The sequence below is a fragment of the Escherichia sp. WS2035 genome (assembly GCF_046487065.1).
Taxonomy (GTDB): Bacteria; Pseudomonadota; Gammaproteobacteria; order Enterobacterales; family Enterobacteriaceae; genus Escherichia; species Escherichia coli.
Window position 1 is genome coordinate 261,203 of sequence record NZ_JBJQKD010000006.1, and the last position, 12,255, is coordinate 273,457.

Here is a 12,255-nt window from a genome sequence, read left to right on the forward strand (position 1 = left end):
TTATACAGCATTAATCACTAAGGCACCAATCCACTGCAAGATATAACCCTAAAAATAAACAGCTTTACAGATCAAAAGATCGTCAAAATACATGTTTACAACATAAAAAACTAAATATATCTTAAGGAGCCAGGCCCTCCTGTATGGGGGATGAATATTAAGGCAGCCCTGTAGGTGGCGGGGTGGGGAGTATCGAATGGCACAGCATGAAGTTATTACCCGGGGAGGGGATGCTTTTTTACTAAAATTACGTGAGAGCGCGCTGTCATCCGGCTCCATGTCTGAAGAACAATTTTTTTTACTGATAGGTATTTCCTCTATTCACAGTGACAGAGTTATTCTCGCTATGAAGGATTATCTGGTCAGTGGTCATTCCCGTAAAGATGTCTGCGAGAAATACCAGATGAATAATGGATATTTCAGTACAACGCTTGGGCGCCTTACCAGGTTGAATGTCCTCGTTGCCAGACTTGCTCCTTATTATACTGATAGTGTATCAGCTATAGCTGAAGCTGCTTCCCTGTAAAATACGGACAATAAAAAACGCCGGGGCAATACATAATACGCGAGAAATATAAGCCTGTAGTCAAATGAGAGTACGGGTGTTATCAACGAGGTATGCTTTCAGCTTCTCTGCTTTTGCTAAAGCATTCGGTGTGGAGACAGGAACACTAACCCATAGCTTATCATCTAGGGAATCTTATCTATAGAGAAGATTCCTGTCGGTTATCCGGAAAATATTATCGGGAGATAATGTCATAAATGCTGCCTGAGTGTATTTCTCACATTGCATTTATGAATTTCTCCTGAAAAAAGATTCCCGTCGTTCGGGATATTGATTGTGTCTGTTGTGATGACAGATACGGTGTGCGTAGTTCAATTAAAAACAGGAATTAAATATGAAGTTAAAATTCATCTCCATGGCTGTATTTTCAGCTCTGACCTTGGGTGTTGCGACAAGTGCGTCTGCCGCACCTGCTACTGTCAATGGTGGTACAGTCCATTTTAAGGGGGAAGTGGTTAATGCTGCATGTGCAGTAAATGCAAATTCTTTCGATCAGACGGTTCAGCTTGGTCAGGTTCGTACAGAAAAGCTAAAAGCCGACGGGGATAAAAGTGCTGCTGTTGGGTTCAATATTGAACTTAGTGACTGTGACACAAAAGTCTCAAATGGTGCATCGATTTTATTCAGTGGCACAACTGTTGCAACTAAGAATAATGTATTGGCTCTTCAAGGGTCCGCATCAGGAACTGCAACAAATGTGGGAGTGCAGGTTCTTGACCATACTGGTAGTGCTGTAACGTTCGACGGAAATACTCCAACAGCTAGCTATACATTATCTGACGGAACAAATAAAATTCCGTTCCAGGCTCTTTATATTGCTACTGGTCAATCAACAGCTGGTACAGCCAACGCCGACGCCACCTTTAAAGTTCAGTACCAGTAATATCAGAACAGTGTAACGGATATATACCCGGCCAGGGAGGGCTGTTTTTATCCATGCGGGTGTGAGATTAATGAAAATATCGAAAATGGCAATAATGTTATTTTTGCTGTCTCCCGCTGCACTGGCCGGAAACCACTGGCATGTCATGCTTCCGGGAGGAAACATGCGCTTCCAGGGAAAAATAATTGCTGAAGCATGCAGTCTTGCCCTGTCAGACAGGCAGATGACTGTGGATATGGGGCAACTTAGCAGCAATCGATTTCACGCCGCCGGTGAGTATGGGGACTCTGTGGGCTTTGATATTCACCTTCAGGGCTGCAGCACTGTCGTCAGTCAGCGGGTGGGGATTTCCTTTTATGGCGTGTCAGATATTCACGAGCCGGAGTTGCTGTCGGTGGATGAGGAGAATGATGCCTCAGACGGAATCGCTATCGCTTTATTTAATGAAAGCGGAGAGCTGGTAAAACTTAATCAGCCTCCGGAGAACTGGGTGCATCTTACCCGCGGAGATATGAAACTGCATATGCAGGCGAGGTATAAGGCCACACATTATCCCGTCACCGGGGGAAAGGCAAATGGACAGGTATGGTTTTCTCTGACCTATCTGTAACTGGCAGATATAACGCCATTTAATTAAGGCTGTTAATAACATGATGAAGCACATGCGTATATGGGCCGTTCTGGCATCATTTTTAGTCTTTTTTTATATTCCGCAGAGCTATGCCGGGGTTGCTCTGGGGGCCACCCGTGTGATTTACCCTGAAGGGCAAAAACAGGTACAACTGGCGGTAACAAATAATGATGATAAAAGTAGTTACCTTATTCAGTCATGGATTGAAAATGCTGAGGGAAAAAAGGATGCCCGGTTTGTAATTACTCCTCCGTTATTTTCCATGCAGGGAAAGAAAGAGAATACCCTGAGAATTATTGATGCCACAAACGGACAGATGCCGGAAGACAGGGAAAGTTTGTTCTGGGTGAATGTCAAGGCCATCCCGGCCATGGATAAGGCGAAAACCGGCGAGAATTATCTGCAGTTTGCAATTGTCAGCAGAATTAAACTGCTCTACCGTCCACAGGGACTGGTTATTCCGCCAGAACAGGCACCGGGTAAATTAGAGTTCACCCGTGAAAACGGAGGGCTGACTCTGTTTAATCCGACGCCGTATTATCTGACAGTGACTGACTTAAAGGCCGGAAATAAAAGTCTTGAAAACACCATGGTACCCCCACAGGGAAAGGTCACTGTGAATATCCCTGGAGGATACACCGGAGGAGATATTACTTATAAAACAATTAACGATTATGGTGCTCTGACTGAACAGGTGAAGGGTGTTGTGAAGTAACTCAGTTATTTCTGGTACTGGTTGTGTTTGGCTGCTGATTTTATTTTTTCGCTCAGTGTGGGGGCTGACATGTTTTTCGGAGATGGCGGACAGCTCCTGTCTGATAAATCACTGACCGGCTCTGCTGGCGGGGGTAATAACAGAATGAAATTTAATATACTGCCGCTGGCATTTTTTATCGGGATAATTGTTTCTCCGGCCCGGGCTGAGCTCTATTTTAATCCGCGTTTTCTGTCTGATGACCCGGATGCGGTTGCGGACCTGTCTGCATTTACACAGGGGCAGGAGCTTCCGCCAGGCGTGTACCGGGTGGATATTTATCTGAATGATACGTATATCTCAACCCGTGACGTGCAGTTTCAGATGAGTCAGGACGGGAAGCAACTTGCCCCCTGCCTGAGTCCGGAGCATATGAGTGCGATGGGGGTAAACCGTTATGCCGTGCCGGGTATGGAGAGACTGCCGGCTGACACCTGCACATCACTGAATTCCATGATTCAGGGTGCCACATTCCGGTTTGATGTCGGGCAGCAGCGATTGTACCTGACCGTTCCTCAGTTATATATGAGTAATCAGGCCCGTGGTTATATTGCGCCGGAATACTGGGATAACGGAATTACAGCGGCATTGCTGAATTATGACTTCAGTGGTAATCGGGTGCGCGACAGCTATGGTGGCACCAGCGATTATGCCTATCTGAATCTGAAAACAGGACTGAATATCGGGAGCTGGCGTCTTCGGGACAACACCAGCTGGAGTTACAGTGCCGGAAAGGGGTACAGCCAGAATAACTGGCAGCACATTAACACCTGGCTGGAGCGGGATATAGTTTCCCTGCGCTCCCGTCTGACGATGGGGGACAGTTATACCCGGGGGGATATTTTTGACGGTGTAAATTTCAGGGGGATTCAACTGGCCTCTGATGACAATATGGTTCCGGACAGCCAGAGAGGGTATGCACCGACAATTCACGGTATTTCCCGGGGAACATCCCGGATTAGTATCCGCCAGAACGGGTATGAAATTTACCAGAGTACGCTACCTCCAGGCCCGTTCGAGATAAACGATATTTATCCGGCCGGGAGTGGAGGTGACTTACAGGTAACCCTGCAGGAAGCTGATGGCAGTGTACAGCGATTTAATGTGCCATGGTCTTCGGTGCCTGTACTGCAACGTGAAGGGCATCTGAAATATGCTCTCAGTGCCGGAGAGTTTCGCAGTGGCGGACATCAGCAGGATAATCCCCGTTTTGCTGAAGGAACGCTGAAGTATGGTCTGCCGGCAGGCTGGACGGTGTATGGAGGAGCCTGGATAGCTGAACGCTACCGTGCCTTCAATCTGGGGGTGGGTAAAAACATGGGCTGGCTGGGCGCTGTTTCACTGGATGCCACCCGTGCGAATGCCCGGTTACCGGATGAAAGCCGGCATGACGGTCAGTCATATCGTTTTCTGTATAACAAGTCACTGACGGAAACAGGGACAAATATCCAGTTAATCGGATACCGCTACTCCACACGGGGCTATTTCAGCTTTGCTGATACCGCCTGGAAGAAAATGAGTGGTTACAGTGTTCTTACCCAGGACGGAGTGATACAGATACAGCCGAAGTATACGGATTACTACAATCTGGCTTACAACAAGCGGGGAAGGGTGCAGGTGAGTATCAGCCAGCAGACGGGGGAATCGTCAACGTTGTATCTGAGTGGCAGCCACCAGAGTTACTGGGGAACGGACAGGACGGACCGTCAGCTTAATGCTGGCTTTAACTCATCTGTGAATGACATCAGCTGGTCCCTGAACTACAGCCTGTCCCGGAATGCATGGCAACATGAAACTGACCGGATACTGTCATTTGATGTCAGCATTCCGTTCAGCCACTGGATGCGTTCGGACAGCACATCTGCATGGAGAAACGTCAGTGCCCGTTACAGTCAGACCCTGGAGGCTCACGGACAGGCTGCCAGTACAGCAGGGCTGTATGGCACACTGCTGGAGGACAATAATCTGGGATACAGCATCCAGAGTGGTTATACCCGGGGAGGGTATGAGGGGAGCAGTAAAACAGGATATGCCTCTCTGAATTACAGAGGGGGATACGGTAATGCCAGTGCAGGATACAGTCACAGTGGGGGTTACCGGCAACTGTATTATGGGCTGAGTGGCGGTATTCTGGCACATGCCAATGGTCTGACACTGAGCCAGCCTCTGGGAGATACGCTGATTCTTGTCCGTGCACCAGGTGCATCTGATACGCGCATTGAAAACCAGACGGGGGTGTCTACAGACTGGAGGGGGTATGCTGTACTGCCTTATGCAACAGACTATCGTGAAAACCGGGTGGCACTGGATACCAACACCCTTGCAGATAATGTTGATATAGAGAATACCGTGGTCAGCGTCGTGCCCACGCATGGTGCCGTTGTGCGGGCTGACTATAAAACCCGTGTGGGTGTGAAAGTGCTGATGACGCTGATGAGAAACGGGAAAGCAGTTCCTTTTGGCTCTGTCGTTACGGCCAGAAACGGGGGGAGCAGTATCGCCGGAGAGAATGGTCAGGTTTATCTGAGCGGAATGCCTCTGTCAGGACAGGTTAGTGTGAAATGGGGGAGTCAGACCACGGACCAGTGTACTGCAGATTATAAATTACCGAAGGAAAGCGCCGGACAGATATTAAGTCATGTCACGGTTAGTTGCAGGTAAAGAGGCAGGGAAATGGTGAAGGATATTATTAAAACAGTGACATTCTCCTGCATGCTGGCCGGCAGTATGTTCGTTACCTGTCATGTCTGTGCAGCGGGTTCTGTGGTGAATATTACAGGCAATGTTCAGGATAACACCTGCGATGTTGACATTAACTCCCGAAACTTTGATGTCAGTCTGGGAAGTTATGACAGCCGACAGTTTACCGCAGCTGGTGATACCACACCTGCGTCGGTATTTCATGTCGGGTTAACCTCCTGCGGCAGTGCTGTCCGTGCAGTGAAGCTGACATTTACGGGCACACCAGATAATCAGGAGGCGGGGCTTATTCAGATAAACAGCGTAAATGGTGCACGGGGTGTGGGGATTCAGCTTCTTGATAAGGATAAACATGAGCTGAAAATTAATGTGCCGACAACAATTGCGTTAATGCCGGGAACACAGACCATAGCGTTTTATGCCCGTCTGAAAGCCACTTATCTTCCGGTAAAGGCCGGTAATGTTGATGCGGTGGTTAATTTTGTACTTGACTATCAGTAAATATAACACAGAGGAAAACAGATGAAACTGAAAGCTATTATATTGGCCACCGGTCTTATTAACTGTATTGCGTTTTCAGCACAGGCAGTTGATTCTACGATTACAGTAACGGGTAATGTTTTACAAAGAAGTTGTACTATTGGTGGTGCAGGTGGTCCAAATCAAACAGTATCTCTGGGGGATTTATATACATCAGATTTAATAACTAATGGTAGTACTTCTGCATGGAAAATTTTTAAAATAGAAATGACAAACTGCCAGAATATGAGTACGGTTAGAGCTACGTTTTCCGGTTCGGCTGATAATACAGACTATTACGCAAATGCAGGTACGGCTTCGAATATTATGATTGAGTTACAAGACCAGTCAGGGCAGAATATTCGATATAAGCCAGGCTCTGTAAAAACCGTGAATGTTGACACAAACACCCGCCGGGCCTCATTTGATTTAAAAGTTAGAGCCGTAAGTAAAGGTAATGCCGGTGCGGGAAGTATTAATTCACAAATTACTGTCACCTATACCTATGCGTAAATATTATCCCCTCTTTAAGAAAAGCACAGCCCTCAGGGGCTGTGTTTTATTCACACTTATAATGGCATATTCCCAGCCATCGTTTGCACTGTTGTGCAGAAATAACCAGACCGGTCAAGTATTTAACTCCGGGGATACATCCTTTCGGGTTAATGTCAGTCCTGTTGTGCAATATGATAAATCCATATCTGTATTGGACCTTTCCCAACTGGTATCATGTCAGAATGAGGACTCGACAGGCCAAAACTATGATTATCTGAAAATATTGAAAGGCAGTGGTTTTTCTCCTGCTCTGGATACCAAAACATACGGACGACTCGATTTTACAAGTCGTCCAACGGGGTATGCCAGGCAATTACCACTTCAGTTTGATTTGCAGGTGACAGAGGCGTTTTATCAATATGGTGTCTGGAAACCATTCCCTGCGAAATTATATCTGTATCCTGAACCGGGTGTATTTGGGAAGGTAATTAACAATGGAGATTTACTGGCAACGTTATATGTGAATAAGTTTTCCACAAAGGGGCAGGAGGCAGGGGAGAGAAATTTCACCTGGCGTTTCTATGCAACGAATGATGTCTATATCCAGACAGGTACATGCAGGGTCTCATCGAACAATGTCAAAGTTGACCTTCCGTCCTATCCCGGAGGGCCGGTAACAGTCCCTCTTACTGTACGTTGCGACCAGACACAGTCGGTCAGCTATACCCTGTCAGGTTCTGTAACAGGAAGTGGTAATACTGTATTCGCAAATACGGCAACATCAGGGGCCGGCGGTGTGGGTGTACAGTTGTCGGACAACGCGGGGCCGGTTCCGGCCGGACAACCGAGGTCTCTGGGACAGGTAGGTAGCTCTCCTGTGAGTCTGGGGCTGAAGGCCTCTTATGCTCTGACCGGTCAGGCAAGTCCGACGCCCGGTGCTGTCCAGTCAGTGATAAATGTGACTTTTAGCTACAACTAGAATGCAGTTGTGGCGGTAATGATATTACTGCTCTTTATATCCAGTTTTTCATTTAATGTATCACTGTTTGTGGAGAAAAATAGCTGATAATAGTATTGTTTCCGGTGTTGTGACGGAACGAGTCTGTCATATGGTCTTTGTCAAAGATAAACAGAACCAGTATGAGCCGTATATCTGGTTCTGAGCGTTGTCAGTAATCATAAAGATAATGGTAAATCTGAGGGTTTAAAAATCAAATCAGAAGAACTGCGCTTATCCAGCCAGACCTTCTGGTCGGGAGGGGCTCATATTTCCGGAGGAGTAATGTCAGGGGCAGTTAACAGTATACTGGAGGTGAAATCAGGCAGAACAGAATATATCCTCTCACCGGTTTTTGAGCCTGTATGGAATCAGACCGGGAAAATATTTGCTTTTGAAATGCTCTCGGATATCCGTTCAGCAAAAGACGGGAGGAAAATCTGCGCATCTGTTTTTTTCAGAAGTGCGCCTCCGGATATTCAGTACAAAATACTCATCAGTCAGCTGAAGACTGCTGAAACGCTTCATAAATGGTGTCTGCAGAAGAAAATAATGCTGAGTGTCAATATTTCCCGGGTGGTAGCCCTGTATCTGAGAAAACATGGCATCCCGGGGCGGCCGGGAACACATATCAGGCTTGAGGTCAGTGAGGACTTTCCGGCAGTGGCGTTAAAACCCGGTGATGACCCCCTGTTACGTTTTTTGTCAGAACGTTTCACCCTCTGGCTGGATGATTTCGGCTCAGGAAATGCAGGCTTAATGTGGGGACTGTCCGGGATGTTTGAACGGGTAAAAATAAGTCATGAGTTTTTTCATTATGCCCTGAAAAACAGGAGTGCAATGCCGCTTCTCCATGCTGTGGCAGACACTGTTGCCTGTCATAACCGGGGCGTAATACTTGAAGGTGTTGAAAATGAAGCGTTGTTCCGTATTGCCAGAGACATGAATGTCCAGGGCTGTCAGGGATGGCTCTACAGGCGTGTGGGAGCTGATGAATTATCCGCGATTACTGAGCAGTATGGATAATCCTTTTTCACAGACTTGCCAGCAGCCAGCATTTATGTTCTTTTATCTGAGGAAATTTATCTGTCCGCTGTGCCGGGATATCTCAGTTATACAGAAATCAGGCAGGAATAAATTGTAGTGGAAAGTCGAAGTTTACCGGATGACTGATGCGCGCTTGTACACAGACAGTGTGTTTCAGTAATATGGAGAATAATGAAATGAATAACACAGACACATTAGAAAAAATAATCAGACACCAAAAAAACAAAGACCCCGCATATCCCTTTCAGGAACATTTGTTGATGCAACTCTGTATTCGCGCAAATAAAAGGATGCAGGATAATATATCTGAATTTCTGGGGGCGTATGGAATAAATCACTCAGTGTACATGGTTCTCACCACATTATTCACAGCGGAGAGTCATTGTCTGTCACCTTCAGAGATAAGCCAGAAACTGCAGTTTACCAGAACTAATATTACCCGCATTACAGATTTTTTAGAAAAAGCCGGGTATGTAAAAAGGACGGATAGCAGGGAGGATCGCCGTGCTAAAAAAATCAGTCTGACATCTGAAGGTATGTTTTTTATTCAGAGGCTCACTCTTGCACAAAGCATGTATCTGAAAGAAATCTGGGATTATCTGACCCATGATGAACAGGAACTGTTTGAAGTCATTAATAAAAAATTACTGGCGCATCTTGATGATGTCAGCTCATAAAGCGTGAAATGCCTGAGGATGCCGGATAGCTTCAGGCAAGAGAATAATGATTCTTGCAGACGTGTTTTGCCGGATACAAAAACAAATGATAAAAAATTGCAGCGCCAGGCACCTTTCAAAGCAGGGAGACCTGTACCGCGTCGAAAATTTCAGCCAGTTAATGTCATTGTCTGAACCAGGCACTTCGCCCGGGCAGGAGAAGGAGCGTGGTTGCGGTCATCCTGTATACTGAAGTCGTTATGAAGGAATAATACAAATAATTGCCCGTTTTCTCTGTACGATAGAGGCAGGTGTGTATGATTGCATCACTATGTTTTTGTGATATAAAAAACTAAATGGTGAGATATGCATTTTAAAATATAACAAAAATCACCATGAAATAAGAATAATTATCCACGGAGAACATAAGCTGCAGACTGTTACAATGCATGCTGTTCATCTTGACAATGTCAATGCTATTCTGTTACTTATTCCAGTTTTACAGGGGTAAAAATGAACAGCAACGCGTTGCTCAAAAATTCTTCCTTATTTGTGGCTTATATGGGATGTCTCGGATGGGGAAGTGCATATTTTTACGGGTGGGGTGTCTCTTTTTATTATGGTTTCCCATGGTGGGTTGTCAGTGCAGGTATTGACGATGTTGCAAGAAGCCTGTTTCATGCAATTACTATAATGGTCATCCTGTTTCTCTCATGGGGCGCGGGAGTACTTTTCTTTCTTGGAATAAAAAACAAAGCAAGCATGCATGAATTGAGCTTTTTCAGACTTTTTCTTGCCTCATTCTTATTGTTTGTTCCGGTGGTGATTGAGTTCTCTGTGCTAAAGAATCATCTGGCATTAAAACTTCTTACCTTATCAGTAGCGGTATCCCTTATTCTTGTTTTTCTTATAAGAACCTGTGGCCACCGTGTTTCAGCATCATGTTTTTCAGAGAGTATCTTTGTAAAGAAACATATTTCTGAAATATGTCTTGTCGGCTTTGTCATATATTTCTGGGTTTTTTCATTTTCTGTTGGCTTTTACAAGCCGCAATTCAAGAAAGAATATGAAATGATGAATTATAATGACGGGTGGTATTATGTTTTAGCCAGATATGATACCACACTTGTTTTATCAAAATCATTTAAGTCAGGTAATGGCAGATTTCTGGTGATCAGGTCTGAGCAGTTAAAAGATTATGAATTTAATATGGTTCGGGTTAACCTGTAGGTTGCTCTTCTGCTTCTTAAGTGCTCGCTTTGATGTTACGCTAATGGAACCAGGTTGACACGTTTTTAGTGCGCGCCAGCAGCGATTTAAGTGCTCTGCGTATTTTCATGGAAGGAGATCACCCAATAACCCCGTAACTCACCGATCTCCTTCACGGTAATACGTATGCACAGTATGGTGATTTGCGCAGTTGTGTTTCACCGGAGCGATTTATCCTGTAGCGACAGTCTTGACCGCCAGGCGGCAACTGCATAATTTTAAGCCACACTTTAACACTCCGGTGAACCATCCCGGTTTTCCTGGAGAGTATTTTATCTGTGAACTCAGGCTGCCAGATCATTGTTTCCGATGGAGGCATAATAAGCTTTTTCTGTTTCTGTCGGAGGAATATGGCCCAGCCTTTCCAGTAATCGTCGATTGTTATACCAGTCCACCCACGTTAGTGTGGCCAGTTTCACTTCTGTCCGGTTTTTTCCAGCTCTTACGGTGTATTACCTCCGTTTTGTAAAGACCATTGATGCTCTCCTCCATCGCGTTGTCATACGAGTCGCCAGGACTCCCTGTTGATACCAGTAATCCGGCTTCCTTAAGTCGCTGCATGTAGGCCAGCGATACATACTGAGAACCTTTATTACTGTGATGGATGGTGCCAGATGGACGACGGCCCATACTGCCTGCTCCAGTGCATCCGGCACGAATGTCGTTTTGTAGTGGCACAGTAAATTTGGCCACCTGATTAAAGGTGATATTCTCACCACAACATAAAACAACAAGAAAACAAAGCGTACCTTCTCTCCTGAGTTTAAACTGGAATGCGCCCAACTTATCGTTGATAACGGTTACTCATACCGGGAAGCTACTGAAGCTATGAATGTTGGTTTCTCTACTCTGGAGGCATGGGTACGTCAGCTCAGACGGGAACGTCAGGAGATCACGCCTTCTGCTGCAGCACCACTCACATCAGAGCAGCAACGTATTCGTGAGCTGGAAAAGCAGGTGTGTCGTCTGGAGGAACAAAATACGATATTAAAAAAGGCTACCGCGCTCTTGATATCAGACTTCCTGAATAGTTACCGATAATCGGGAAACTCAGAGCGCATTATCCGGTGGTCACACTCTGCCATGTGTTCGGGGTTTATCGCCGCCCCGTCACCCTGTCTTACGTATCCTGTACGCACTGTCTAATTCTAAGGGAGGTGCGTATGCTTTCTGTTCCAGCATCATCCTGTCGTCTGGTCGGTACTTTGGGGATGCTGTTTCTTTTCACCCTTGCCATACCCGTTCAGGCGGCTGAACGCCGAGGCTTAGGTCGAGCAGGGTAGTAGAGTGGTTTTTTTAACGGCTGGACACTTGATCCCGGACCGTTACGTGCTGGTTGATGCTCATCAACAGCCTGTAGATTTCACTCAAGGTGAATATGGGTTTACTGCTGGCGTTGGCTCAAAACTCCCGACGAGTCTTAATCTGTGAGCAATTGCTGGATTTGATCCACGGTGAGAGCACTGAGGTATTTGATCGCACCATCGATGTATTGATAATGCGTCTGTGTCGCAAAATAGAGATCAATCCCCATTGGTGTTTTGCAAGTCCGATACAACGGTTAGCCAGCTTCTGGTCGAACTTGAGCTGAAGGATCTTAAAACAGGTATCCATAGTGCTCCTGGATATTCTCTTTTTGGACATTGACGTCTCCATTGGTTTAAACACGGCAATGGAGACTGCGGTGAAAAGAGTTAATTCCCGGAGTGACTGGCTGGATGCCAATCAATGATCGGAAG

General features: G+C 45.9%; 11 protein-coding genes and 3 pseudogenes. 13 read left to right on the forward strand and 1 reads right to left on the reverse strand.

Annotated elements, in window-relative coordinates; genetic code table 11:
* Positions 1 to 196: 196 nt before the first annotated feature.
* From ACJHX4_RS12865 to ACJHX4_RS12915, 11 genes are all read left to right on the forward strand, one after another.
* Positions 197 to 526: an S/F1C fimbrial major subunit operon transcriptional regulator gene (locus ACJHX4_RS12865; RefSeq protein WP_000046975.1), complete on the forward strand. Its 330-nt coding sequence runs from the start codon at positions 197 to 199 to the stop codon at positions 524 to 526.
* Between the two features lie 373 nt (positions 527 to 899).
* Positions 900 to 1,448, forward strand: a complete 549-nt coding sequence (fimA, locus tag ACJHX4_RS12870) for a type 1 fimbrial major subunit FimA (protein ID WP_021527427.1) — start codon at positions 900 to 902, stop codon at positions 1,446 to 1,448.
* A 70-nt stretch (positions 1,449 to 1,518) separates the two neighbouring features.
* A complete protein-coding gene (gene sfaD / locus ACJHX4_RS12875) occupies positions 1,519 to 2,058 on the forward strand; it encodes an S/F1C fimbrial minor subunit SfaD (protein WP_000703304.1) in 540 nt (179 codons plus the stop codon).
* A 40-nt stretch (positions 2,059 to 2,098) separates the two neighbouring features.
* Positions 2,099 to 2,794 (forward strand): S/F1C fimbrial biogenesis chaperone SfaE/FocC, encoded by a 696-nt coding sequence (locus tag ACJHX4_RS12880; protein ID WP_000975445.1) that lies wholly within the window; start codon positions 2,099 to 2,101, stop codon positions 2,792 to 2,794.
* Between the two features lie 69 nt (positions 2,795 to 2,863).
* Positions 2,864 to 5,494 carry an S/F1C fimbrial usher SfaF/FocD gene (gene sfaF / locus ACJHX4_RS12885; protein WP_247773287.1) on the forward strand — a complete coding sequence of 877 codons (2,631 nt, stop codon included), beginning with the start codon at positions 2,864 to 2,866 and terminating at the stop codon, positions 5,492 to 5,494.
* A gap of 12 nt (positions 5,495 to 5,506) precedes the next feature.
* Positions 5,507 to 6,034 (forward strand): S/F1C fimbrial adhesin minor pilin SfaG/FocF, encoded by a 528-nt coding sequence (gene sfaG, locus ACJHX4_RS12890; protein ID WP_021531200.1) that lies wholly within the window; start codon positions 5,507 to 5,509, stop codon positions 6,032 to 6,034.
* Between the two features lie 21 nt (positions 6,035 to 6,055).
* Positions 6,056 to 6,565: a fimbrial protein gene (locus tag ACJHX4_RS12895; protein WP_001560440.1), complete on the forward strand. Its 510-nt coding sequence runs from the start codon at positions 6,056 to 6,058 to the stop codon at positions 6,563 to 6,565.
* Entirely contained in the window at positions 6,558 to 7,526 is a 969-nt protein-coding gene (gene sfaH / locus ACJHX4_RS12900) for an S-fimbrial adhesin minor pilin SfaH (protein ID WP_001234178.1), read from the forward strand. The genes ACJHX4_RS12895 and sfaH overlap by 8 nt, the downstream gene beginning before the upstream one ends.
* 303 nt (positions 7,527 to 7,829) lie before the next feature.
* Positions 7,830 to 8,570: a transcriptional regulator SfaY gene (gene sfaY / locus ACJHX4_RS12905; protein ID WP_001533911.1), complete on the forward strand. Its 741-nt coding sequence runs from the start codon at positions 7,830 to 7,832 to the stop codon at positions 8,568 to 8,570.
* A 146-nt stretch (positions 8,571 to 8,716) separates the two neighbouring features.
* The gene (sfaX, locus tag ACJHX4_RS12910; RefSeq protein WP_050567132.1) at positions 8,717 to 9,268 is read left to right on the forward strand and encodes an HTH-type transcriptional regulator SfaX; all 552 of its coding nucleotides are present in this window, start codon (positions 8,717 to 8,719) and stop codon (positions 9,266 to 9,268) included.
* A 492-nt stretch (positions 9,269 to 9,760) separates the two neighbouring features.
* On the forward strand, positions 9,761 to 10,477 hold the full coding sequence (locus ACJHX4_RS12915; protein ID WP_001087510.1) for a hypothetical protein: 717 nt from the start codon (positions 9,761 to 9,763) through the stop codon (positions 10,475 to 10,477).
* A 323-nt stretch (positions 10,478 to 10,800) separates the two neighbouring features.
* Here ACJHX4_RS12915 and ACJHX4_RS12920 read toward each other — a convergent pair.
* Positions 10,801 to 11,187: pseudogene (locus ACJHX4_RS12920) on the reverse strand (integrase core domain-containing protein); the annotation flags it as partial.
* 32 nt (positions 11,188 to 11,219) lie between these two features.
* Between ACJHX4_RS12920 and ACJHX4_RS12925 the strand changes: the two are divergent.
* Positions 11,220 to 11,544, forward strand: a pseudogene (locus tag ACJHX4_RS12925) (transposase); the annotation flags it as partial.
* A gap of 267 nt (positions 11,545 to 11,811) precedes the next feature.
* Positions 11,812 to 12,050 (forward strand): annotated as a pseudogene (locus ACJHX4_RS12930) (winged helix-turn-helix domain-containing protein); the annotation flags it as partial.
* Positions 12,051 to 12,255 lie beyond the last annotated feature (205 nt).